Source organism: Streptomyces sp. NPDC046716 (genome assembly GCF_040645755.1).
Classification (GTDB): Bacteria; Actinomycetota; Actinomycetes; order Streptomycetales; family Streptomycetaceae; genus Streptomyces.
Window position 1 is genome coordinate 30279 of record NZ_JBEYYU010000052.1, and the last position, 23337, is coordinate 53615.

The window sequence follows — 23337 nt, forward strand, 5'->3', positions numbered from 1 at the left end:
GGTGGCTGCCATGGGTGTCGACAAGGAGAGCCGGGGAGGTTCGAGCCTCGACCGGCTCTCCAACGTTGACCTCAATCTGCTCGTTCCGCTGCTTGCCGTGATCGAGGAACGGTCGGTGACCCGTGCCGCGGAGCGCGTCGGCCTGACGCAGCCGGCGATGAGCCACGCGCTCGGCCGCCTGCGCCGACTGCTCGGTGACGACCTGGTCGTACGCCAGGGGCGCGGCGTCGTTCTCACCCCGCGAGCACTCCAACTGCTGGCCCCGGTGCGGCAGACGCTGCAGCAGGTGGCGGACGTGGTGCGGTTCCCCGGCTTCGACCCGGCAACGGACCGGCGCACGATCACCGTCGAGCTGACCACGAGCACGGCCTTCGTGATCGGGCCTCGCCTGGGGCGGCTGGTGGCCGAGCGTGCACCGCACACCGTCCTGCGCCTGCGCACCATCACCGTTCCGACCGAGGACACCTTCACCGAGCACGGGGTGGACGTCGTGCTGGTGTCGGAAGGCTTGGCCACGCAGTACCCGCGCGAGCGCCTGTACGACGACCGGTGCGTCCTTGTCGCGTCGCCGGAACTGCCGCGGGAACTCGACGCCATGGAGCTGCTGACCACACAGCCGCACGTGGTCGTCGACACCGGCCGGCGTGAGCGCGTCTTCCCCTATCCGCAGCTCGACGAGATGGGGATCGGGTACCGCGTGGGGCAGCTGGTCTCCGACTATGTGCTGGTGCCCTATCTGGTCGGCCGCGGGGGCGGGGTGGCGCTGATGAGGAGCCGGGTCGCGGCCGAGATGACAGCGGCGGTCGACCTGCGTGTCGAGGAGCTGCCGTTCCGTGTGGCTCCGCTCGGGATCGACATGGTCTGGAATCCGCACCTGAGCGACCAGGGGTTCGTGGAGTGGCTGCGGCACCTGCTCTTCGAGGCCGTGCTCACCTGAACAGCCGTCACATGAGGAGCCGTCAGGAGAGCAGTGACGTCCAGCTGTCGACGAGCTCGTCCAGCATCCGCTCGCGGTCGATCTTCCAGTCGCTGTCACCCCAGTGCTGCGCCACGAAGTCGAGCTGCGCCAGCGCCAGCACGCCGCGGAAGTGCCGCTGGTGCGGCGCGAAGCGCCCGGCCTGCGTCAGGCCGTCCTCCACATCACTGGCCGCTTCCTCCATCCACCGCTCGACGAGGTTGGTGAGGTCGGGGTCGATCACCGCCGCTTCGCGGCCGAGGCGGACGATGGGCTTGATCTCGGGCCAGGACTCTGCCGTCTGCCGCATCCAGACATCGATCGCCTCGCGGGTGCCGGTCGCGACCGTCGCGACGAGGTCCTGCGCCGTCGACCCGTGCTCGGGGGAACGGACCCGCTGCAGCGCCTGGTTGAGCTGCTCGTCGATGAGTGCCTGCATCAGCGCACTGCGCGAAGGAAAGTACGCGTAGAAGGTCACCCGCGTCGTCCCCGCCGCCGTCGCGATGTCATCCACGGTCGTGGCCGCGTACCCCTTCTCCTGGAACAAACCCAACCCCGACTCCAGCAACAGTCGCCGGGTCATCTGTTTCTGCTGTTCACGCAGGCTCGCCATCTTCCTAGCGTACAGCAGTACGCAAGGCAATCTTACGCGTAATTCGTTAGATACACACTTCGAACATTCTCTTGACGTTGCGTAAAGGCAGTGGCAGCGTTCCCCCGGACCGCGGTTCTCCGGTCGCATCACTTCTCCCTCGAAGGAGCGTCGATGAGTGACACACCACAGGCGAGAGCCCGGTTCGCCCCCACGTTGGTGGCCGGCTGCCTCGCAGTCTTCGTCGCCCAGGTCGCCTACTCGCTGCCCGCCTCGATACTGGGCACGATCCAGTCCTCGCTCGGCATATCGGGCGCCGAACTGACCTGGGTCAGCGCCGCCTTCGCCACGGCGATGGTCATCTTCGAGCTGACATTCGGTGTCGTGGGCGACATGTTCGGTCGAAAGCGACTACTGCTCAGCGGCCTCGCCGTGCTGGCCGTCGGCGAACTGATCACGATCGCCGGGGCCGACCACGTGCACTACCTCTGGGTCGGTCAGATCATCGCCGGCATCGGTGCTGGGGCCCTGTACCCGATCTCGCTCACGATGATCGCGGCAGCCGCGCCGGACGCGAAGGCCCGCGCCCGGGCCATCGCACTGTGGGCGGGCTTCCTGTCCCTGGGCGCGGCCGTATCGCCCATCGCCGCCGGCGTACTGGCGCAGAACGGCCACTGGAGAACAGCCTTCTGGATCCCGATCGCACTCGCCGCGGTGGGCCTCGTTGCCGCCCTGCCCTCCCACGACTCCTCCGCACCAGAGGGCCGTGCACTCGACCTCCCGGGCCAGGTCACTCTGATCATCGGTCTCGTCTCGCTCATCTGGGCGCTCACCCAAGGCTCCGCCGTGGGCTACGACCAGGCTTCGATCGTCCTCGGCTTCGTCGTCGGTGCGGCGTTCCTGATCGCTTTCGTGGTCGTCGAGCTGCGGACGGCGTCGCCGCTGATCCATCTCTCACTGTTCAGGAATCGCGCGTTCGCCGTCACCGGCATCACGGCCGTCACCGGCATGTTCGCCTACCTGGCGACCTGCTTCTCGATGTCGATGTTCCTCGGCTCGGTGGCCCATATCGGCGCGGTCTGGATCGGCATCCTCTTCCTGATCATCCAGGTCCCCGCACTGCTCCTGGTGCCACTCGTCGCGAGGCTCATCCACTCGGTCAGCCCGCGGTGGGTGCTCACCACCGGCTTCCTGCTCATCGCCGCCGCGGCCTTCTGGTCCTCGAACCTCGACGTCCACGACTTCGTCACCGCACAGGGGGCACCCCGTGACGCGGCCTGGGTGAAGTTCATCGCGCCGATGGTGCTCAACGGCGTCGGGTTCGCGCTCACCGTCGGATCGATCACGGCCGTGGCGATCAACTCCGTTCCGACACGCCTCGCCGGCATGGCCTCGGCCACCACGAACCTGCTCCGCGACTTCGGCTTCGCGCTCGGGCCGGTGGTCGGCGGGGCCCTGTCGACGGCCGTCGCCAACCATCGCCTCACCGACGGGCTCGGCAAGGCGATGGGTGAGGCCCAGCTGTCCCAGCCGCTGCGGGGCGTGGCGGCGGGAATCGCCGAGCACGGCGGTGCGGTCGCCATCAACTCGCTGCCGACCCTGCCGCCGTCGGCCACCACCATCCCGGGGGTCAAGGCGGTGCCCATGCCCGCCGCCCTCCACGAACTCGCGCTCGACGCGCTCGGCCACGCGTTCAACCTGACGTTCCTGACCGCGGCCGCCTGCGCCGCCGCCTCCGCCCTGCTGACCGCCGTCGGCCTGGTCGGCGCCCGGTCGGGCTCGCAGTCGCATGCCGAGAACGCCGAGAACGCCACTGATCAAACCGCCCCCGCCGACTCTCTGACCGGAGGAATCCAATGACCACCGTCCACACAGTTCTCGGCCCGGTCCGGGCCGACGAGCTCGGCGTGGTGTCCGTCCACGAGGCGCTGCTCTCGGTGCTGCCGGGTGCGCAGTTCGCCCATGACATCACCATCGACCGGGCCGAGGTCTTCACCGCCCTCAAAGCCCGCCTGACCGCGTTCCGGGAGGCCGGCGGCGGCACGCTCGTCGACGCCACAGGCCAGTTCCACGGCCGTGATCCGCAGCTTCTGGAGGCGCTGTCGCGCTCGACCGGTGTGCACATCGTCGCCTCCACCGGTCAGGGGCCCGAGGAGCTGCTGGGCGGCTACTTCCTCACCCCGCAGACGAACCCGCCGACGCCCTGGCCGGCCGAGAAGTGGGCCGACCTGTTCGGCAAGGAGATCACCGAGGGCATGGTCGTGCCGCGCGTCGAGCGGCGCTCCCCCGCCGGTCTGATCGCCACGGCCGTCACCCGCTCGGGCGCGACCGCCACCGACACCGAGCTTCTCCGGGGCGCCGCCCGGGCGGCGCTCGCCACCGGCGTCCCCGTCTCCTTCCGGTACGGCAGCGACCCCCTCGCCGAGCTCGACGTCGTCCTGGCGGAGGGCCTCGACGCAGGCCGGGTCGCCGTCGCGGGTCTCGACCGGGCCGATGCGGCCGGCCTGGCAGCGAAGGTCGCCGAACGAGGCGCGTACGTCGGCCTCGACCACGTCGGTACCGAGGGCCGCCACGACGGGACCGACCATCTGACCGACGCCGCCCGGACGACGCTGGTGGCCGAGCTCGTGGCAGCGGGTCTCGGCCACCGCGTGCTGCTCTCCTCCAGCGCCACCGGAGCCGCCTTCGGTCACCCGGCGACCGACGTCGCCTACTCCCACGTCCTGACGGACTTCGTCCCCGCCCTACGTGCCCACGGTCTCGGTGACGAGGACATCCGGCGGCTCCTCGTCGAGAACCCCGCCGCCCTCCTCACGGTGAGCTGAAAGAGAGAAGGCTGAAAGGCTTATGTCGCGAGTCAACACCGTTCTCGGTCCGATCCCCGCCGAGGAGCTCGGGTTCGTCGCCGTCCACGAGCACATCGGTTACGGAATGCCCGGGTCCGAGCTCGACACCCAGTGGTGGAGAACGCCGGAGCAGCGCTACGAGGAGACCGTTCCCAAGCTGCGGACGTTCCACGAGAACACGCTGCCGTACGGCGGCGGGACCTTCGTCGACGCGACCGGCATCTGCAACGGCCGGGACGTCAACTACTACCAGTCGCTCTCGGAGAAGACCGGCGTGCACATCGTCGCCTCGACCGGTTTCGTCGGCGGCGACACGGCCCTGCCGTTCTTCGAGCGTGCCGATGTCGACTACCTGCGCCGCCAGTTCGTCCACGAGATCACCGTCGGCATCGGGAACACCGGTGGCCGGGCGGGAATCATCAAGGTCGGCGTCAGCCGGGGCTTCAGGATGAAGGATCTCGATCTCCGCATCTACCGCGCCGCCGCCCGCGCCGCGCTCGAGACCGGCGTACCGATCTTCACCCACCTCGCGGTCGACGTCGAGCCCGCCATCGAGATCTTCCAGGAGGAGGGCCTGCCCCTGGACCGCGTGCTCTTCGGGCACGCCGACGACGGCGTCAGCCAGGGCAAGGTGCGCGATCGGTGGATCGCCGAGCAGGGCGGCCGGATCGGCTTCGACACCTTCGGATACGACCTCGAGCTGCCCGACCCGCCGTTCTGGGGCCGCCCGCGACAGGAGCGCCTCGAGCACTTCCTCGGCTACCTGCGCGACGGACTGGTCGACAGCGTTCTCGCCTCGGCCGACGCCAACTGCAGCCCGCTGGGCTGGCCCGGGGTGAAGGGCCACACCGTCAACTACCTCTTCGAGGTACTGATCCCCGCCCTGCGCGAGAACGGCGTCGACGACGCCACGATCCGCAAGATCTTCGTCGACCTGCCCGCGGGCTTCCTCACCCTCCAGCCCACGAACTGAAGGCATGACCATGAACATCACCAATCTGAACATCGCCGTCGTCGGCGCGGGCTATGCGGGCGCCGCGGCCGCCAAGGCGCTCAGCAACCTCGGCGCGCAGGTCACCGTCTACGAACAGGCGAGCCAGATCCGCGAGGTCGGCGCCGGCATCGGCCTGCGCCCGTCCTCGATGCACCAGTTCAACACCCGCGGCAGCGGCGAGGCGATCAAGGCGGTCAGCTCCCCGAGCGACGCCTTCGAGATCCTCACCGCCGACGGCCGGCGCATCGCCCGGGAGGAGTGGCCGGAGAAGGACACCTTCAGCGAGACCACCCGGTTCATCCACCGCGGCGACTTCATCGAGGCGCTCGTCGGCGTACTGCCGCAGGGCATGGTCAAGCTGGGGCACAAGCTGGAGAAGATCGAGGACGGCGGAAGCACGGCCACCCTCCACTTCGCCGGCGGCAGGACCGCCACCGCCGACCTGGTCGTCGGCGCCGACGGCATCAAGTCGGTCGTACGCGAACAGCTCTTCAGCGACCGGCAGCCGGTGTTCGCCGGCGAGCATGCCTACCGCGCCGTGATCGACGCGGAGGGCACGTACGACATGGTCGCCGACGGCAACCTGCGGATGTACATCGGCCACGGCACCAAGGTGTACCTGCTGCCGCTGCTCCACCGCGGCCAGGTCTCCTTCGACATCACCGCGCTCAACCCCGACAGCACCTGGGCGCCGACGGTGACCAAGGACGACATCCTCAGGACGGTCGAGGGCTTCGACCAGCGGCTCGTCGAGATGACCCGCGCCCTCGACATGGACACCCTCAACTCCCGGGCGGTGTACGACATCGACCCGATCGACGTCTGGCACTCCGACTCGGTGGTACTCATCGGCGACGCCGCGCACGCGATGTGCCACCACCAGGGCCAGGGCGCCAACTCGGCCGTCCTCGACGCGGGCGCGCTCGCCGACGCGCTCGCCACGGCCGACTCGGTGCGCGCCGCCCTGGCGAGCTTCCAGGCGATCCGCAAGCCGATCACCGACGAGCTTCAGCGGATATCCCGCAATGGCTGGACCGACGACGAGGTCAGCGACGTCTTCCCCGGCCAGAAGCCGGGCCAGATCGCCGCGATGGCGAGCACCTCGACGACCACCGCCCCGACTAAGGAGGACTGAATCATGCCCCTGCACCCGGAGATCGCGAAGTTCGTCGCGACACTGCCACCGCCGCCGGCCGAACTCGACCCCGTCGTGATGCGCGCCCACGACGAGTCCCATGTGGCGGCGCCCGAGGACCGCCTGCCGCTGCACGCGGTGGAGGACATGACCGCCGCCACACCGCACGGCGACGTACCGGTCCGTGTGTACACCCCCACCAAGGAGACGGCACAGGGGCTGCTCGCGTACTTCCACGGCGGCGCCTTCTTCCTCGGCAGCCTGGAGACGCACGACCACGTCGCACGGTCGCTCGCGAAGGCCACCGGACGCACAGTCGTCTCCGTGGGCTACCGGCTCGCACCGGAGAACGCCTTTCCGGCCGGTCTCGAGGACTGCTACGGCGTGGTGCGCTGGGCCGCCGAGAACGGTGCGGAGCTCGGCTGGAACGGTGCGCGGCTCGCGATCGCCGGTGACAGCTCGGGCGGTACATTCGTTGCTGCGATCGCCGCGATGGCACACGACGACGGCTTCGAGGGGATCACCCACCAGGTGCTCTACTACCCCTCCCTCGACCTCGACTTCGACGAGGGCCGCTACACGTCACTGCGCGAGAACGCCGTCGGATACGGCATGGAGACGGCCAGCCTGAAGCCGTTCAACGCGTTCTACGTCAACAGCGGCGCCGATCCGGCCGACCCGCGGGTCTCGCCGCTCAAGCGTGCCGACCTCGCCGGACTGCCCAAGGCACTGGTCGTCACCGCCGAGTTCGACCCGCTGCGCGACGAGGGCGAGCTCTACGGCCGCCGGCTCGCGGACGCCGGCGTCGACGCGACCGTCAGCCGTTACGACGGGGCCGGCCACGGCTTCGTGCAGCACTTCGGGGGGCTTCCCGAGTACCGGAAGGTCTTCGAGGAGACCGCCGCGTTCCTGAACGGCGACGACGGCCGATGAGCGTAGCCGTCCACCCGCTCTTCTCGCCCTGGGGTCGCTTCGGCCTCTACAGCTTTCTCATCGACGCCCCGGAGCTTGCCGTCGTCGACACCGGCATCACCAGCTCGCCCGCCGCGATGGCCAAGGAGCTGACCCGGCTCGGCCGCCGTATCGAGGACGTGCGGTGGATCCTGCTGACCCACGGGCACATCGACCACGTCGGCGGTGCCCACGCCCTGTGGGAACTGACCGGCCGGCAGGCACAGGTGGTCATCCACGAGGCCGACGCGCCGCTGCTGCGTTCGCGCCGGGCCCATGTCGAGGAGTACCTCACCGGCCGCGGCCGCTACCTGAACGACGCCGAGGGCGAGGCCAAGGTGACCGCGGCGACCGAGGCCGTCATCTCCGGCGAGATGGAACCCACGATGCTGCTCAAAGGCGGTGAGACCCTGTCTCTGGGCGGTGATGCGACCGTCTCCGTCCACTCCGTCCCTGGGCACACACCCGGCTCGGTGGCCTACGTCCTCGACGGCCAGAACGACGTCTTCGTCGGCGACGCCGTCCAGATCCACGGCGCCGCGAACGGCTTCCCGGGATACGCGGATCCGGGCGCATACCGCACGAGCATCGAATACCTCCGCGACCGGGTTCGCCCGAGCCGGCTCTTCCTCGGTCACCCCTACCGGCTGCAGAACCAGGAGCCCCCCGGCGTAGAACTCGACCGGAAGCAGGCGGAATCCATGCTCGACGCCAGCCTCGACATCGAGGCGGGAGTCCGCGCGGCCGCCTGCAATTGCCAGGGAGCCGGGCCGACCACCTCGAACTCGCCGTACGCACCCTTTGCTTCGGCCGCCGCGCAGCTCGGCTACGACGGCGACCCGGCCCTGGAGCCGTCCCCGTTCTTCACCACGATGCACGGCTACCACACGCAAGACACGCAGGAGAAGAACCGATGACCGAGCACAACTGGCAGACGATCACGGCAGGTCTACAGGAGATCGCGGTCGCCAAGGACCTGCGTGTCCCGATGCGCGACGGCGTCACACTGGCCGCGGACGTCTACCGGGGCACGCAGGACAAGCCGCGCCCGGCGCTCGTGGCGCTGAGCCCCTATGGCAAGGAGCTCCAGGCCCTCGCCCTCACCACCCCGCCGCAACGGCGACCCTCCCCCATGTGGGACGGCTGCATCGAGGCCGGTGACACCGCCCGCGTGGTCGAGGAGGACTACGTTCACGTCATCGGGGACCTGCGCGGCTCCGGCGCCTCCGAGGGCGAGCACATCGGCAACTACAACGCCGGCGGCGTCTCCCTGGGGCAGGACGCCTACGACTTCATCGAGTGGGTCGCCGCGCAGCCGTGGTGCGACGGCAACGTCGGCATGATCGGCATCTCCTACTTCGGGTCGATGCAGATCTTCGCCGCCGCCGAGCGGCCTCCGCATCTGAAGGCGGTCTTCATCTCAGGTGGTCACTACGACTTCTACGAGACGACGTATCACGGCGGCGTCATGTGGTTCATGCCACGCGCCGCCCGCGAGGGTCGCGGCGGAGACTCCGGCTGGGCATTCACCGACCGGGTCAAGTCGCGGATGCTCGAGACGTATTCACCCGAAGAGGTCAAGGAGCGCGTCGCGCGGCGGCTGGCGGACCCGGACATCGCTGCCTGGCCCAACCTCGTCCATCTCCTCAACTACCCGAAGCACCACGAGGCGTGGTTCGACATCGTGATGAACGAGCTCGACGGGGAGTGGTACGAGGAGCGCAACCCCGTCAACCTGGCCCGGAACATCGACATCCCGGTCTATCTCCAGATCGACCAGGGTCGCGGCTGGACCGTCGACGGGCACATCGAGCTCTTCCACACCCTGCGGGGTCCAAAGCGGCTCGACATCGGTTCCTACCCGCCGATGCAGTCGCGCCCATGGGTCGAGGAGCACGACAAGATGTTCCGCTGGTACGAGTACTGGCTCAAGGGCATCGACAACGGGATCATGGACGAACCCGCGGTCAACGTCTTCGTGGAGGGCTCTCGCGAGGTCGTCGGTGCGGAGAGCTGGCCGCCGAAGGGCATCGATCACCGCTCGATCTACCTGCGACCGCGCCGCCAGCTCTCGTTCTCACCCGAGCGGATGGGGGCCGAGCACGCCGTCCCCGACGGCTTCTACCAGGCGCCGCTCACGGTCACCGACAAGGTCGAGATCCTCGACTGGAGCAGTCCGCTCTTCGAGGAGCCGACGGAGCTGATCGGCTCCGGTGCCGCGCACCTCTTCGTCGAGATCGACCAGCCCGACACCAACCTCATTGTGCGGGTCTGGGACGAGGCACCGAACGGCAAGCGCCAGCTGATCACCACTGGCTTCCTCAAGGCGTCGCACCGCGAGCTGGACGAGGAGCGCACCACCGAGGGCGACCCGTACCACCCGCACACGCGATCCGTACCGGTCGAGCCGGGCAGGGTCGAGGAGTACGTCGTCCGGCTCTACCCGTTCGCCGCGACATTCCTGCCGGGCCACAAGATGGTGCTGCAACTCTCCAACGACGAGCCGTTGGCCGACGAGCACAACTCCCTGCTGCCGCCCGACGCCTTCCACCTCCCGGTGGGCCGCCCGGTCACGCACAAGGTCTACCGCGACGCGGCGCATCCCTCACGTCTGGTACTGCCTTTCACGACCGGCGGACGGGAGGAGTGATCCGGCGTCCTTGACCTCCGACTCGGCGTAAGTGTGCGCCTGGAACTCAGCCGTCGGCCCAGCGGCGCGTACCGCGAGACCAGTTCCGGTCGATCCACGGGACACCAGGACACCCTGCGCAGCTCCGACCGATTGCGCAGCGAGTCGCGTCGCGATGCGTTCGCGTCCTCGGTGCGGACGGGACTGCTCACGCTGAAGTGCGCTCCGGCCTCGAATCGGTTCCTGCCCGGGACGGCGCACGAAATGCACTACCCGGCGTGCCCGAAGCAAGCCTGTCGCTGGTCGACTGGCCGACCAGCGACAGGCCTGGCCGGAGCGATCATGCACACCGACCACGGATCGCCATACACGAGTCGCGAATTCGCTGAAATCTGCAGGTCAGCAGGGGTCTGGCAAAGCATGGGCGCGATCGGGTCCAGTGCATGTTGTCCGCGGTCCAGCCCTCCGGCGGTCTCGCCGAGTACGAGACACACTTCAACACGCGCAGGACCCACCGCTCCATCTGGCCAGGCGGCACCACAGCCGCCGCCCAAAGATGCCGTACGGTGCCCCCGCCAGTCCTGTAGCCAGGTTGAGCGCCCGCTCCATGTGCCGCGTCGGCCGAACTGCCGGGACAGCCGCCGCGCCGACTGCCGCCAGGGCGAGCAGTGAGCGGCTCGCTACCGGGGAACGGGCGATCACCCGGCGTTCCTGGCCCCGCGCCACGGCCTTCATTCCCGGGCCGGATCGGCCCGCCTGCGTCGGCGTCGACGATCAGCCGTGCAGCGACCGGTACGCTGCGAGCGCCCAAGGGTGCAGGGCGACGCCTCCGGTGCCGATCAAGCTGCGGACGCCGAGGAACTGGGTACCCACAGCGTTGTCCGGGACGAGGGCCGTGGCGCGCCGGACCAGCAGTTCTTGAGCATGGGCAGCGGCACGCCGCCCGCCACGAGCAGCCCGTCCACGAACACGGCCGCCATGGCGCTTGCCGCGTCGTTCAACGGCAGATGGCGTACGTGCACGTCGGTTCCGGCCGACAGGCCCGCGGCGCGCAGCAGCCGTTCCCCGAATACGGCCGCCCTCGAGCCCGGAGCCCCCAGCGAGTCGACGTGTCCACCACGCAGGCCGGCCACGGCCCGCACACCCGTGTCGGCGCGCACCGCGAACTGGAGATGGTTCTCGTAGACCCGGCCGACCGCCCACAGCGGCCCGGGCCGTGGGAACACGTCGGTGCCCGTGGCGTCCTGTGCGGTGGAGGTGAGGACGAGGGCGAGATCGGCCCGGCCGTCACGCAGCCGCTCGATGTTGTCGACGCTGCCCGCGGTGGTGTGTACGTGGCATTGCGGGCCGGGGTGTGCCGCCGGGAGTTCATCCGCCAGGAGGTGCCCGAAAGCCTCATAGAAGGCGGTCGGTTCTCCGGTCGCCAGGCGCAGCACTCCGCTGGGACCGCGGCCGATTCCGGAGATGTCGCCGGTCATCGCGGTGTGCGGTCTGCTGTACGGGCTCACGTTCAGCCCGGTCCTCATCGTCGCGTTCGGTTTCCTGGTGAACTTCTTCGAGCGCGGCTACACCGCACTCGCCTACGCCTGCTCCCCCGAACTCTTCGACACCCGCGGCCGCTCCCTCGGCACGAGCATCTCCTACGGCCTCGGCCGTCTGTCCAACGCTGCGAGCCCGCTCATCGTCGCGGCGCTCTGCACCAGCCACAGGTACCGCAGCGTCTTCTACTTCATCGCCGGCACCTGGCTGGTCGGCGCCATCGCCCTGGCCCTGTTCGGCTCCGGCACCCCCCGCACCCGCCGCGCCCGCCTCGTCCTGGCCGAGGCACGCGAAGAGGCGACCGCGTCAGGCGGACGACGGACGGCCCAACCGCAGAGCCCGTAAGGAGTGCGTCAGGGCCGATGGATGCACTCTGCCAACGTGAGTGCATCTCCCAGCCGAGTGTCTGCGCAGCCGTTGCCGCCACTGAGCCCGCCGGCCGGGAACAACCTCGGTGACGAAGGTGCAGGGTGGACGTCCACTTCCGGGCACCTGCCTTCCTGTAGAGCGCCGGCCGTGGCGTCGAGGAGAGTCGATGTGTCGGCCTCAGTCCACTTCACGCAGGACCCCCTGGAGGAAGTCGGACAGCTGCGCAGTGGCGTCCAGCGGCAGGATGTGGGCGACGTACTGGTCGGGGCGGACCAGCACCATGCAGCCCCGGTCCCGGTCGATTCCGCGCAGGTCGAAGATGTCCGCCTGCTGCGGGTCGGGGCAGAAGACCTTCTCGTGGTCCACCAGGGCGAAACGGCCCTTGCGGGGGCGCAGCACCGCAGGCAGCGCGGTCGGCTCGAGGGTGCGATGCGGCTGCTGCAGGATCGCGCGGACGTCGAGGACCGCATCCGGTTCGGCGCCCACGGGGGTGAAGCGGGCCAACGGGGAGGCCGCGGAGGCGAGATGGTCGCAGAGTCGGCGGAACGGGCCGTCGGAGGCCTGCGGCCCCATCCGGTCGGCGAAGAGGTAGAGCCTCCAGGCGCCGTCGGCCCGGGCGGCGTGCCCCAGCTGTACGGGCCGGGCATCGGCGAGCCGCACCACCGGCGCGGAGTGGAATCGCATCCCGATCGGGAAGCCCTTGGCGAGGTGCTGGTGCTCGCCGGTGCCCGTGATCATCGAGGGTTCGTAGCGGACGGACAGACCGGCGGTGTAGAGGCCCTGGGCGCGGAAGTAGTCGGAGAACTCCTCCCGTTCGCCTTCCGGCGCGGCCGTTTTGTTGCCCCCTCCCGCGGCCATTTTGGAGGCGAAGTCCCGGTCGAAGTCGATGAGGTCCTGGGCGACCCGCTGCCGCTCCTCGGAGTAGGTGTGCAGCAGTTCGGGGGCCGCCGTGCCGGTCACTACGGCGGCCAGCTTCCAGCCGAGGTTGAAGGCGTCGGCCATCGACACGTTCATGCCCTGTCCGGCCTTGGCGCTGTGGGTATGGCAGGCGTCGCCCGCGATGAAGACGCGGGGCAGCCGGTCCCCCGTCTCCTCCTGCGGCACGTCGTCGAACTTCGCGCACAGCCGCTGGCCGACCTCGTACACCGCCCACCAGCCGACGTCCTTCACCTCGACCCGGTACGGCTGCAGGATCCGGTTCGCGGCCCTGGCGAGCACCTCAGGGGTGACGGTTTTCTCCCGCAGCTGGTCCCCGTACCGCTCCGCGTCCAGCTCGATGTAGAGCCGCACCAGGTAGCCGCCCTCACGCGGAATGATCAGCAGTGAGCCGGCCTCTGACTGGATCACGGACTTCAGCCGGATGTCGGGGAAGTCGGTGTCCACCAGGACGTCCAGGACGCCCCAGGTCTGGTTCAGCGCGTCGCCCTCGAGCCGCCGGCCGATCGCCTCGCGCACCGAGCTGCGTGCCCCGTCGGTGCCGACCACGTACTTGGCGCGCACCACGGACGTGCCGCCGCTCTCGTTCTCCAGGGACACGGTGACCGGGTACTCCCCCGCGTCCGCGCCCTGGTCGATGTCCACGGCGGTGGCGTTCAAGGAGTAGTGCGGGACCGTGCGGGACGCCGAGCGGGCCATGTGCTCGCGCAGGAAGTCCAGCATGCGGGCCTGGTTCACGATCAGGTGCGGCATCTCGGAGATGCCCTCCTCGACGTCGTCGATCCGGCCGGTGCGGACGATCGCGGAGCTGTCCGTGGGATCGGGCTTCCAGAAGGTCACCTCGTTGACCTGGTACGCCTCTTGCTTCAGCTGCTCGGCCAGCCCGAATGCCTCGAACATCTCCACGGTGCGGCAGGCGACCCCGTCGGCCTGCCCAACCTGCAGCGGCCCGTCCTTGCGATCCACCACCACCGTCCCGATCCCGGGGAAGGCCGCCAGTTGCGCTGCCAGGACCAGACCGGCCGGGCCGCAACCGACGATCAGCACGTCGGCGGTCTCGGGCAGTCCGGCGTCCGGGGCCTGGGCGGCGGGATGCGCCTCCTTCACCGAAGGGTCGCCGGGACGGTATCCGTCGAGATGGAACTGCACGATGCGAACTCCTTGGCAGAGGTGGCGGATGACGCCACGATTCTCTGCACGTCCCACCATGAGGGATAGACTTTTCTGCTATGCGGAACAAACCTGCCTACGCCGTCGGCTCCGTGGACTCCGCCCTGCTGCTGGCGATCGTGCTGCGCCAGGAGGGTCCGATGCGGGTCACCGACGCCGCGCAGCGGGTCGGGGTGTCCGTCTCGACCGCACACCGGCTGCTCGCCACACTCGTGCACCGCGACTTCGCCGTGCAGCTGCCCGACCGCCGCTACGACGCCGGCCCGCAGCTGGGCCAGGCCCGCTCCCGCGCACCCGTGACCCGGCTGCGCGAGGCCGCCGGCCCGCAGCTGCGCGCGCTGCGCGACCATTGGCACGAGACCGCCAACCTTCTACTGCTGGACGAAGAGGGCACCGGGGTCCGCTTCCTCGCCACCGAGGAGGCCGACCAAGTGCTCCGCGTCGGCGACCGCACCGGCCGCATCCTGCCCGCCTACGCCGCCTCCGGCGGCCGTGCCCTGCTCGCCCGGTACGACGACGACGCCGTGGAAGCGGTCCTGGAGCGCTGCGGCCTCGCCCCGGACCAGCGCGTCGTCCACCGGCGTGCCATCCAACACGCCCGCCGCGAGGGCCACGCCCTCAACCAGGAGGCCACCGAGACCGGCCTCACCGCGCTCGGCGTCGCCCTGCCCACCGGCACGGCCGGCTACCCACCCGCCGCGATCTCGCTGTCCATGCCGTCGGCACGCTGGTCCCGCGCACTGCTGCCCGCCTTGTCGACCGCGCTCAAGGCCGCCGCAGCCCGAATCGCCGTCGGCTGAGGGCGCAGCGCAGCTTCGCACCGCCGTGTGTGTGGCACCGACGAGCGGACACCGGGAGAGGGCGCGGCCTCCTCCTGTGACATCTGTGCGGCGCGCACCGAAACGCAGTATGCCACCGGAACGGCCGCCGCCTCACCAGTGTCCGCAACAGATGCGCCAACACCGCACGGTCAGTCGTGCCCCTCACCGGCAGATCTTGGCGTTGCTGGTGTTGTGGCGGCGCTTCCAGCGCTTGAGGTAGCGGCCCCGGAACGGGACGCGGACGGGTTTGCCGGCTCCTTGATATGCCTTGTCCGCCCAGCATTTAAGGCCTGGTGCGGCGAGGGCGTCAATGATCCCGTGGTGCCGGGCGGCGGTCAGGTCGAGGGTCGAGCCGGGCAGGGTCGGTGAGGCCCAGAGCAGACGATCGAACGGATCGGCGAGGACCTGGACGTTCACGCCGTGGCGTTTGTGTTTTCCGGATTACTGACCTTCTCGGGTTGTTGTCGGATGATGCGTCGCGTCGAGCCCGGTTTCGGTCAGGCAACCGTCGATCAGGTTGGGACGGAGCTGGATGTGCCGCAGGCCGCGGCGGAGGGCGCGCAGGCCTCGTCGGCGCGGACCTCAGTTCACGCCGGACGTAACTGCCCCGAGCTGTCGTGGGGAAGTAGTCGGCGCGGCCTTTTCCTTGCCCCGGTCGAGGCGCGGACCTGCGCAACTGGCTGTGGCGTCACGGCGTCGGATGGGCTCTGGCCCGCCGCAGGACGGCGCCCCACAGATCTGGCCCGGCTCGCCCTCGCAGAGTTCAGCGCGCGGCTGGAACCGTTGTTGTTGATATTGATCCGAAAGTCAATCGGTTCTGTTCACCACGCGGTCTGGCGTCGTGCTGGAGCTCTCCTGTGCGTACCGGTGGATGATCGGTGTCAGGTAGTCCGCTTGGGGCCTGTCGAGGGTCGCCAGCTCGTTGCGGAGCGGATGAGTGCGATCTGGTCCAGCTCCGGCTCGTGTCCCCGTACTGTCTCCGCGGATGCCAGGGCTTCGAATCGCTGGTGAAGCAGGTCGGCTAGGCGGCTCGGAGAACGGAACAGGAAACCGACTTTTCCGTGTTCTCCGCGTGTGACAAGCCACAGGGCCAGGCCATCGGGCGGTGTCGACACCCGTCTCTTCGGCAAGCTCTGGCGCGGCATGACGACGGAGCGCTGCCACGTCGAGGGGCTGTTCAGGAGGCGGCGGCTCAAGGGAACCGCCGGGCAGCTGCAGTCGGCCAGGGGTTGCCGCCGACGGCGACGAACACGGAGGACACCGAAGGGGACCCGGCGCAGGGCGCGGTACCGGTAGGTCGCCCTCGTCCAGGACAGGACCACGCTGCCGGGCGCTTTACACTCCAACCCGGTGCACGCGACCGCCGGCCCGTCGAAGAGGTTGGGGTTGGCCTGGACCGCCTCGTCCCAGACACGGTCCATGGCCAGCCGTTCTGCGGGCGACACACGCAGCGTGGCGCCTCGGTGAAGCGGACTTGGTCCACCTCGAAGAGTTCCACGTCGGGTGGGTGCAGTGGTGGCTCGGTCACCGGCTGATGCTGACACACTGGTGATCCGAAACGGCTCGCCGGGGCGTTGAACACCGCGTGAGTGAACTGGTCCGGGACGCGCGGCAGTTGTCGCCGTCGGCGCAAGAAGCATTGCGGATGCTGGCGGTGGCCGCACTGGTGCCGGGCAGGGACCGAACGTCGCAGCGGAGTTCGGCGTCTCGCTCAAAACGTGGACAGCTGGTGGGCGAAGTGGCTCGCGGGCGGGCGTCAGGCGCTCGAAGCCCAGCCACGCGGGCGTCGGGCCGTCTAATAGAACCATTTGAGTTTCAGATCAATAGGCGCGTCGGCATAGATACCGCGACCATGAAGGGATATTCCCTGTGGCCCCGACGTCTGCTCGTCAGGGCCACAGGAAATGCGTCGCCTGTTCTACCGGCGCGGCGTTCGCCTCATCAGACTGACGATGAAGATCAGAACCCCTACGCCGATGAGGAAGAATCCCACAATCTTCACCGCGGTGATGGCATCGGTGTCGGTTGCTTCAGCGACCGCAAGCGCTCCCCCGATCAGGGCAATAATGGCCCCGAAGACGGCGAGCACCTTCTTGGAATTCGACATCATTCGTCAAAAGCCTTCGTGAGATTTTCGTATGCGTTGGCTCCCTCTACCACGGAGGTCCCGGCGGAAGCGACACCGGCGGCACACCCGGCACCCGCGGTCGGGAAACAGGACGCGATGCCCACAGCAGCACCGAATGCCGTGCCTCCCGCGGCGAGTGTGTGTCCCACGCCCTTGATGAAGGTGTTGAAGCCGAACAGGCCCGTGGGGTCGATGCGGTTGACGGGGTCGCCTTCGGCGTAGAGGTAGGGGTTCTGTTCCTGACCGGAGGGGTCGGGCTGGGTGAAGCGGCCGATGTTGGGGTCGTAGTAGCGGGCCGCGTAGTGGTAGAGGCCGGTGACGTCCTGGTAGCCGCCGGCGAACCGGTAGGGCTGGACCAGCGTCTCGCTGCCGGCCGCGCGGGTGACGCCCCGAGGGCTGTAGGAGTACGTGTTCACCTTCGCGCCCGACTCGTCGGTCACGCCGATGACGGAGCCGATCGCGTCCGTGAGGTAGTAGTACGCCTTGCCGCTGCGGGTCATGGAGTTCAACGTGCCCCCGGGCTCCCGGTTGAAGCCCGTGTCCACCCCAGCGGTTGACGTCGCCGACAGGCCGATGGGTCCGTTGTGGAAGTAGGTGTCCCCGAGGCGGATGCGCTCACTCTGGTCCGTGGAGCCGTACTGCCCGGTGTAGGACTTGCCGCCCACCGTCAGCGACGTGAGCTGGCTGTGATCCGACCACCTCTCCCCCGTGCGCGTGCCTTCGGGGGTGGAGGCGCCGGCGGTCTCGTTGCCGGCCTTGTCGTAGGACCAGTTCGTCGTGGAGCCGTTCTTCGCGGTGATCTGCTGGGCGTCGTTGACGGTGTAGGTCGTGCCGCGGGGGCAGCCGGGGGTGATGCCCTGGCTGGTGAGGTTGCCGGCCAGGTCGTAGCAGTACTGCCAGGCCTCGTTGAGGGTGGAGCCCTTGTTCTCCGCGGCGTAGGAGAAGCGGCCCGCGCCGTCGTAGGTGTAGGTCGTCTTCGTGCCCGCGGCCTTGTCCGTCTTCGTGCGGATCTTGTCGCCGTCGGTCCCGGCGTTCGTTCCGTATCCGTAGGTGTAGGCCAGGTCGACGAGCGTGCCCTTCGGGCTCGTCGTCTTGACCGTCTCGGGCCGCATGGACTTGTCCAGGCCGAAGGTCTGGGTGGTGCCGCCCGGGTACTTGGTCACCGTCCGCTTGTCGTTGCGGTTGTACTCGTAGCTGGTGACCCGGCCCTGCGGATCCTTCAGCGTGGAGAGGGTGTTGACCTCGTTCCAGGTGTAGTCGATCTTCCCGGCCGGGCCCTGGTAGAAGTCGACGTTGCCCGCCGGCGTGTACGCGAGCAGCGTCTGGGAGCCGTCCTGGAGGGTGCGGACCGTCTCGCGCTGCAGAGGGTCGAACTCGTACTTGACGGTGCCGGTGGAGTCGTCGCGCTGGCGCAGGTTGCCGTCACCGTCGTACGAATAGCGCACCGTGTCGTTCGTGGTGGAGACGGTCTTGATGCGGTCGAGGTTGTCGTAGGCGAAGACCTTCTTGATACCGCGGCCGTCGACAAGGGTCTCGGTACGGCCCAGGCTGTCGTACGTGTAGATCGTCTCACCCAGCGGGGAGGGGGCCTTGACCGACTTCAGGTTGCCCTGGTCGTCGTAGGTGAAGGACGTTTTCACCTTCTTCGAGGCGGACATCGTGGTTTCCTGCGCGCAGACCTGTCCTTCGAAGCCGCCACACGTGGGGCTGGTCTTGTTGCGGGTCAGCGCTACGTTCCCGCCGCCCGTGCCGGTCTGCGCGACCGACATGGTGTTGCCGGCGGTGTCATATCCGAACTTCGTCTTCTCGCCGTCGGCGTTCATGGACTCGTCCGGGACGTCGCCGCCGGCGATGGTTTGCCAGCTGGTCACCGACTTGCCTTTGGTGGGGGTGGTCGTTGTCTCCAGGTTGTTGCGGGTGTTGAACTGGTACACCGTGGCGTTGCCGCCGGTCCCGCCGGTACCGGTGCCCATCGCGTCGGTCGACGTGTCGATGTTGTGGTTCGCATCGAACTTCGTCGACCGGTTGCGACCGAGGGCGTCGGTGACGTCGGTGACCTGGCCGTCGCCGTCATGCTTGTAAACGGTGGCGTGCTGCTCCGGGTCGGTGACCTTCGTCGTCCCGGCCGCCGTCGGACTCGATGCGCTGTAACCGTAGGTCCAGGTCGGTCCGGTGTGGCCAGAGCCGTTGAAGTCCGTGGCGCGCAGCATCGAGGTGACGCGGTTGGCGTCGTCGTAGGTGAAGACGGTGACCCGGCCCTCGGCGGTGGTGATTTTGGTGAGGCGGCGGGAGGAGTCGTAGCCGAACGTCGTGGTCTTGCCCTCGGCGTCCGTCGTGCGGGCGAGGTTGCCGGACGGGTCGAGGTCGAAGACCGTGGTGCGACCGGAGTTGTCCTTGGCCTGCCACTGCGAAGCGTCCGTCTTGACCAGATCGATCCAGCGCCCGGAGCGGGACTCGGTGAGTTTGAAGCCCTTGTGCTCGCCGCCCTCGTCGTGCTGCGTGACGGTGATGGAGCCCTTGTTGCGGTCGGTCACCTTGGTCAGGGTGCCGCCTGCGTCGTAGGTGTCCTTCGCGCCGGACTTCCAGTTGGTGACCGTGAAGGTGCCGTCGCTGTTCTTCTTCAGGTTCTTCGAGTAGCCCGCGGGCGTCTTGAAGGTGCCGTCACTGTTCTCGGTGAAACGGACGCTGTCGCCGGAGGCGTCGTAGAGGATGACCTCGCTGTCGAAGATCTGCAGGTAGCGCTCGTACTGCTGCCACCACCGCTGCGACACCTTCCCCCACGGTGCGTCGAGGGAGTTGTAGGTGCGCGCGAGCGTCAGGTCCTGGCCCACCCCTGCGATCTGGAAGTCCGTGGCGGCCAGCATCAGGTTGCCGGTCGAGTAGTCGATCCGGGCGCTGAGCGCGTCGGTGATCGCGAAGCCGCTCATGCGGTGCCACGGAACCGCGCCCTGCCCTTCGGGCACATAGCTCGTGGTAGCGGCGATCGCGGACCGGGCCGCGGCGGTCGAACTGCCGCTCTGGGCACGCTTCTTCTGTGCCTCACGCCACGCCGCCACCTCGTCGGACGGGGTGCGCTCCGCCTGCGGAGCGGCCGGCTTGGTGGCGCCGACCTGGACCTTCGGCATCGAGAACGACGGGGCATCCTTGCCCCAGGCCGAGGCCGCCGGGCCGTCGTCCGCTGCCGCCGCGCCGGACGTCGGCAGGAGCGACAGGGTGACCACGCCGGACGCGAGGACCGCGAGCGTGGCCGATCTCAGCTTCTTCTGGGCACGCGAAAGACGCGCACCTGTGGTGCGTTGATTCAAGGCTTCCCCCCACAGGAAGACGGATCTCGCAGACCCCAACGGTCACGAGGAGCCCACAACCTGTCACAGAAACCACACAAGATCGCCGCGATGCCCTCGAACGCGCGCGTCACACGGACGGGAACAAGCCCCTCCGCAACGGGGCACACTGGCTGCTTGAGCAGTGCATCTATTGCCCTGCTGCAACATTCGCCGCGCGGTAGGCGTGCATTTGAGTAGTAAAACGTGGCTGAAAATGTTCGTTCGGGGCGCTGGGGGCCGTGGGAGCGTCGCTTCAGCGTCGGGATCAGGCCAGGTATAGACCGAGCAGATGCACGATTCGCCCGCGATCATCACCCAGTTTGGGCGGGTCCGATGTTGTTCAGGTGATGGGAATAGTTGGCGCCCGGATCCGGTACGCCGGGAACCGGCCCTGGGCCAACTACCGCCTGGCACACACACTGACCTCGCCCCACTGCGTCACCCTCTCCCCTGCCCCCACGCAGGTTCCGGCTGCGCGTGCCCCACCCCGCCAGACGCACCTCCCCTGCCGCGCCGAACAACCCGGAGCACGTATGTACACCCATCACGCCGAGGGCAATCCCGACATCACCAGACATGTCCGCACCACCCGAGGCACACCTGCGGTCCGCGCCACCGGGCGACTGCTGTGCTGGAGCCTGGTGGCCGCCATGAGCGCCACAGCCCTCGACGCGGTCGCGTCCGCACACTTGCCCGCCTGGTGGCCCATCCTGTGGACCGTCCTGTGGCCGACCGTTCCCATATGCGCCGTGGCTTGGGCGATCGCCCGCCGCCACGAAAAGCGACACCAAGGACTGCGTCAGAGCTGTCGCATGGCGAACAGCATGGTCCCGTGCACCGGGTCCACTTCCTTCCGCTCGGTCTCGGTGAACCCGACCTTGGCCAGCACACGTCGAGAAGCGGTGTTCCAGTCCCAGACAGTGGCCCACACACGCTCATACCCAGACGCTCTCGCCCAGTCCAGAACCGCCAGCGAAGCCTCGGTCGCATACCCCTGGCGCCAGACTCGACGCAGCAGCTCGAATGCCAGTTCCGGTTCCCCCGCCGACCCTCGCTCGCTGTCGACCAGCCCGCAGTAGCCGATGACGTCACCCAAGGCCTTCCGCTCGACCGCCAGCAACCCGCTCGACCACACACGGTGGGTGCGGATCGACTCCTCGAGATCGGCGACCGTGGGGTGCCCGTCCGTGTCGATCTGACGGTGCAGCGGCACCCGTGGATCACGCTCGGTCCACAGCTCGCGCTGGACAGCGGCCTCGGTCACCCGCCACGGCCTGAGTACCAGGCGACTCGTCTCCAGTACGACCTCACTGTCCCGCCTGCCATCTGCCATGCGAGCAACCGTCTCACGAGCTGAGTGCCGTCCACGCCGCAGGTCGGCACGGTGGTGACACGACACGCGCTCGACCGGAAGCGCGCAGCCAGAAGGTTCTGGCCACGGTGGCCAGAGGGCGCACCGAACCGTCGGCGGCACCGGCTGATCTGGGCGCCCGGCCTCGCTGAGACGCAGTGCGATTCGCTGCCAGTTCCGCTACCGGGCCCGTTGCGCTACGAGCTTGCCGAACTGGCGCGTATCCCGGCGCCCACATGCGCCAGAGGGCGCCAGGAGATCCCGGTCCGGATCTTGCAGATCATCCCGTTGACGACCTGCCGGTCCGTCACACGCGGTCGACCGGTGGCGGCCCTGGGTACCAGCGGAGCGAGTAACTCCCATTGCTGATGAGTGAGTTCATGGCGGCGTACCACCCATCCGGGACCCACCATTCGGCGATCTTTGAAGGTGGACCCCAGGGCGACTCAGGTTGAAGCGGCGTGTTCCTGGAGGAAGGAGTGCAGCAGCGAGATCGTCCGGTCGGGGTACTGGTCGTGCGGGTAGTGCCCGGCACCCTCGATCATTTCAAGGCGGCCCAGGCCCGGCTGCAGGGCTTCGACGATCCCCAGCCCTTCGGCGTGCGGATCGACCCAGTCGGGGTCGAGGGTGCCCATCACGAGCAGGACGGGGCAGCGGACCTTTCCGAGCTGTTCGCCGGCGTCGGTCGGGGCGCTGCGGATCATGCCTTGCATGGCCTTCATCCGGCCCGGCTCGCGCAGCATCGAGCCGATGTGGTCGAGCCGCTCGGCCCAGTCAGGCGGCTTCGCACCGGGGTAGGCGACATCAAGGTACGAAAGCCACAGCCGTTCGCTGCCGAACACCCCAGCGCCGAGGAGGCGCAGCATTCCCTGGCGGACACGCGTGACCCGCAGGGCTGCGAGGCCGACCGACTGTTTGCGGGTGAAGGGGCCCAGTTCGACCAGCGCGGTGATCAGTGAGGGTTCCTGAGCCGCGGCGATGGTCGCGGCGCCGCCCGCGATCGAGTGTCCGACGAGTACGGCGGGGCCGCCGAGGTGGCGGACAACCGCGAGCAGGTCACCGGCGATGGCCGTGCGGCTCCAGTCCGGCCAGTCGGCGCTGGACTCGCCGCAGCCGCGCAGATCGACTGCGGCAACCCGATACCCCGCGGCCACCAGCGGCGGGATCACCGCACGGTAGGCAGCGCGGCTGTCACCCAGGCCGTGTGCGAGGACAACCAGCGGGCCTGAGCCCGTCACCTCGAAGGCAATCGTCCCGTCGTTGACGGCGACGTACTCGGTCATGGCGTCCTTCCGGCGTGGCGGCATGCACGTATACACCGACACTAATCAACCGGGACATCACCGACCGGGCGGAACACGCAGGGCGGCGTGGGCGGCGACCGGCCCCGCGTTCGCCGCCGCGCCCCGGGAGGCGGGACCGGACGAGCGCGGCCGGTCCCGCGCGTGCCTCGACGGTGCGCGCATGCAGCCGAGCGAGGCACGTACCGATCAGTCGGTGCGGGCGTCGTCCGCTCTCTTCGTCTCTGGGGAACCACGGACCCTGCGCCCCGCAAAAGATCTGTTTGAAGACGGACTGACACGGACCCTAGGACG

At 68.8% G+C, this 23337-nt stretch carries 17 protein-coding genes and 2 pseudogenes; 10 read left to right on the plus strand and 9 right to left on the minus strand.

From position 1 onward, the window contains the following. Positions 1-10 precede the first annotated feature (10 nt). Positions 11-937 carry a LysR family transcriptional regulator gene (locus tag ABZ930_RS31110; RefSeq protein WP_361555088.1) on the plus strand — a complete coding sequence of 309 codons (927 nt, stop codon included), beginning with the start codon at positions 11-13 and terminating at the stop codon, positions 935-937. Between the two features lie 22 nt (positions 938-959). Here ABZ930_RS31110 and ABZ930_RS31115 read toward each other — a convergent pair whose 3' ends face one another. Then, the gene (locus ABZ930_RS31115; protein WP_361555091.1) at positions 960-1568 is read right to left on the minus strand and encodes a TetR/AcrR family transcriptional regulator; all 609 of its coding nucleotides are present in this window, start codon (positions 1566-1568) and stop codon (positions 960-962) included. A gap of 153 nt (positions 1569-1721) precedes the next feature. On the opposite strand from ABZ930_RS31115, the gene ABZ930_RS31120 reads away from it, so the two are divergent. From ABZ930_RS31120 to ABZ930_RS31150, 7 genes are read left to right on the plus strand one after another with little or no spacing between them, the layout of a single operon-like run. Beyond that, the gene (locus tag ABZ930_RS31120; RefSeq protein ID WP_361555094.1) at positions 1722-3407 is read left to right on the plus strand and encodes an MFS transporter; all 1686 of its coding nucleotides are present in this window, start codon (positions 1722-1724) and stop codon (positions 3405-3407) included. After that, on the plus strand, positions 3404-4372 hold the full coding sequence (locus tag ABZ930_RS31125; RefSeq protein ID WP_361555097.1) for a phosphotriesterase: 969 nt from the start codon (positions 3404-3406) through the stop codon (positions 4370-4372). Before ABZ930_RS31120 ends, ABZ930_RS31125 begins: the two co-directional genes overlap by 4 nt. A gap of 22 nt (positions 4373-4394) precedes the next feature. Further along, positions 4395-5366 (plus strand): phosphotriesterase, encoded by a 972-nt coding sequence (locus ABZ930_RS31130; RefSeq protein ID WP_361555100.1) that lies wholly within the window; start codon positions 4395-4397, stop codon positions 5364-5366. A gap of 10 nt (positions 5367-5376) precedes the next feature. After that, entirely contained in the window at positions 5377-6522 is a 1146-nt protein-coding gene (locus ABZ930_RS31135; RefSeq protein ID WP_361555103.1) for an FAD-dependent monooxygenase, read from the plus strand. 3 nt (positions 6523-6525) lie between these two features. Next, complete coding sequence (locus ABZ930_RS31140; protein WP_361555106.1) at positions 6526-7455, plus strand: alpha/beta hydrolase; 930 nt, start codon at positions 6526-6528, stop codon at positions 7453-7455. Beyond that, positions 7452-8390: an MBL fold metallo-hydrolase gene (locus ABZ930_RS31145; protein WP_361555109.1), complete on the plus strand. Its 939-nt coding sequence runs from the start codon at positions 7452-7454 to the stop codon at positions 8388-8390. The genes ABZ930_RS31140 and ABZ930_RS31145 overlap by 4 nt, the downstream gene beginning before the upstream one ends. Then, a complete protein-coding gene (locus tag ABZ930_RS31150; protein ID WP_361555112.1) occupies positions 8387-10123 on the plus strand; it encodes a CocE/NonD family hydrolase in 1737 nt (578 codons plus the stop codon). The genes ABZ930_RS31145 and ABZ930_RS31150 overlap by 4 nt, the downstream gene beginning before the upstream one ends. 818 nt (positions 10124-10941) lie before the next feature. Here the strand turns inward: ABZ930_RS31150 and ABZ930_RS31155 are convergent. Continuing rightward, positions 10942-11628 (minus strand): TAXI family TRAP transporter solute-binding subunit, encoded by a 687-nt coding sequence (locus ABZ930_RS31155; protein WP_361555115.1) that lies wholly within the window; start codon positions 11626-11628, stop codon positions 10942-10944. On the opposite strand from ABZ930_RS31155, the pseudogene ABZ930_RS31160 reads away from it, so the two are divergent. Next, positions 11576-11986 (plus strand): annotated as a pseudogene (locus ABZ930_RS31160) (MFS transporter); the annotation flags it as partial. The gene ABZ930_RS31155 and the pseudogene ABZ930_RS31160 overlap by 53 nt on opposite strands. Positions 11987-12187: 201 nt before the next feature. Here ABZ930_RS31160 and ABZ930_RS31165 read toward each other — a convergent pair. Beyond that, complete coding sequence (locus ABZ930_RS31165; RefSeq protein WP_361555118.1) at positions 12188-14095, minus strand: FAD-dependent monooxygenase; 1908 nt, start codon at positions 14093-14095, stop codon at positions 12188-12190. An 80-nt stretch (positions 14096-14175) separates the two neighbouring features. Between ABZ930_RS31165 and ABZ930_RS31170 the strand changes: the two genes are divergently transcribed. After that, complete coding sequence (locus ABZ930_RS31170) at positions 14176-14916, plus strand: IclR family transcriptional regulator C-terminal domain-containing protein (protein ID WP_361555121.1); 741 nt, start codon at positions 14176-14178, stop codon at positions 14914-14916. A gap of 192 nt (positions 14917-15108) precedes the next feature. Here ABZ930_RS31170 and ABZ930_RS31175 read toward each other — a convergent pair. From ABZ930_RS31175 to ABZ930_RS31200, 6 genes and pseudogenes are all read right to left on the minus strand, one after another. Continuing rightward, positions 15109-15378: pseudogene (locus ABZ930_RS31175) on the minus strand (transposase family protein); the annotation flags it as partial. 1477 nt (positions 15379-16855) lie between these two features. Beyond that, entirely contained in the window at positions 16856-17044 is a 189-nt protein-coding gene (locus ABZ930_RS31180) for a hypothetical protein (protein WP_361555124.1), read from the minus strand. Then, positions 17044-20190: an RHS repeat-associated core domain-containing protein gene (locus ABZ930_RS31185; RefSeq protein WP_361555164.1), complete on the minus strand. Its 3147-nt coding sequence runs from the start codon at positions 20188-20190 to the stop codon at positions 17044-17046. The genes ABZ930_RS31180 and ABZ930_RS31185 overlap by 1 nt, the downstream gene beginning before the upstream one ends. Before the next feature lie 1000 nt (positions 20191-21190). Beyond that, positions 21191-21724 carry a GNAT family N-acetyltransferase gene (locus ABZ930_RS31190; protein WP_361555126.1) on the minus strand — a complete coding sequence of 178 codons (534 nt, stop codon included), beginning with the start codon at positions 21722-21724 and terminating at the stop codon, positions 21191-21193. Between the two features lie 215 nt (positions 21725-21939). Then, positions 21940-22155 carry a transposase gene (locus ABZ930_RS31195; protein WP_361555129.1) on the minus strand — a complete coding sequence of 72 codons (216 nt, stop codon included), beginning with the start codon at positions 22153-22155 and terminating at the stop codon, positions 21940-21942. 33 nt (positions 22156-22188) lie between these two features. Further along, a complete protein-coding gene (locus ABZ930_RS31200; RefSeq protein ID WP_361555132.1) occupies positions 22189-23025 on the minus strand; it encodes an alpha/beta hydrolase in 837 nt (278 codons plus the stop codon). Positions 23026-23337: the final 312 nt, after the last annotated feature.

What these genes read in the sequence shown, in the direction of transcription:
- ABZ930_RS31110 (WP_361555088.1), top strand. Translation starts at nt 11, where the DNA reads ATGGGTGTCGACAAGGAGAGCCGGGGAGGTTCGAGCCTCGACCGGCTC.
- ABZ930_RS31115 (WP_361555091.1), bottom strand. Translation starts at nt 1,568, where the DNA reads ATGGCGAGCCTGCGTGAACAGCAGAAACAGATGACCCGGCGACTGTTG.
- ABZ930_RS31120 (WP_361555094.1), top strand. Translation starts at nt 1,722, where the DNA reads ATGAGTGACACACCACAGGCGAGAGCCCGGTTCGCCCCCACGTTGGTG.
- ABZ930_RS31125 (WP_361555097.1), top strand. Translation starts at nt 3,404, where the DNA reads ATGACCACCGTCCACACAGTTCTCGGCCCGGTCCGGGCCGACGAGCTC.
- ABZ930_RS31130 (WP_361555100.1), top strand. Translation starts at nt 4,395, where the DNA reads ATGTCGCGAGTCAACACCGTTCTCGGTCCGATCCCCGCCGAGGAGCTC.
- ABZ930_RS31135 (WP_361555103.1), top strand. Translation starts at nt 5,377, where the DNA reads ATGAACATCACCAATCTGAACATCGCCGTCGTCGGCGCGGGCTATGCG.
- ABZ930_RS31140 (WP_361555106.1), top strand. Translation starts at nt 6,526, where the DNA reads ATGCCCCTGCACCCGGAGATCGCGAAGTTCGTCGCGACACTGCCACCG.
- ABZ930_RS31145 (WP_361555109.1), top strand. Translation starts at nt 7,452, where the DNA reads ATGAGCGTAGCCGTCCACCCGCTCTTCTCGCCCTGGGGTCGCTTCGGC.
- ABZ930_RS31150 (WP_361555112.1), top strand. Translation starts at nt 8,387, where the DNA reads ATGACCGAGCACAACTGGCAGACGATCACGGCAGGTCTACAGGAGATC.
- ABZ930_RS31155 (WP_361555115.1), bottom strand. Translation starts at nt 11,628, where the DNA reads ATGAGGACCGGGCTGAACGTGAGCCCGTACAGCAGACCGCACACCGCG.
- ABZ930_RS31170 (WP_361555121.1), top strand. Translation starts at nt 14,176, where the DNA reads ATGCGGAACAAACCTGCCTACGCCGTCGGCTCCGTGGACTCCGCCCTG.
- ABZ930_RS31180 (WP_361555124.1), bottom strand. Translation starts at nt 17,044, where the DNA reads ATGTCGAATTCCAAGAAGGTGCTCGCCGTCTTCGGGGCCATTATTGCC.
- ABZ930_RS31185 (WP_361555164.1), bottom strand. Translation starts at nt 20,190, where the DNA reads ATGCCGAAGGTCCAGGTCGGCGCCACCAAGCCGGCCGCTCCGCAGGCG.
- ABZ930_RS31190 (WP_361555126.1), bottom strand. Translation starts at nt 21,724, where the DNA reads ATGGCAGATGGCAGGCGGGACAGTGAGGTCGTACTGGAGACGAGTCGC.
- ABZ930_RS31195 (WP_361555129.1), bottom strand. Translation starts at nt 22,155, where the DNA reads ATGGTGGGTCCCGGATGGGTGGTACGCCGCCATGAACTCACTCATCAG.
- ABZ930_RS31200 (WP_361555132.1), bottom strand. Translation starts at nt 23,025, where the DNA reads ATGACCGAGTACGTCGCCGTCAACGACGGGACGATTGCCTTCGAGGTG.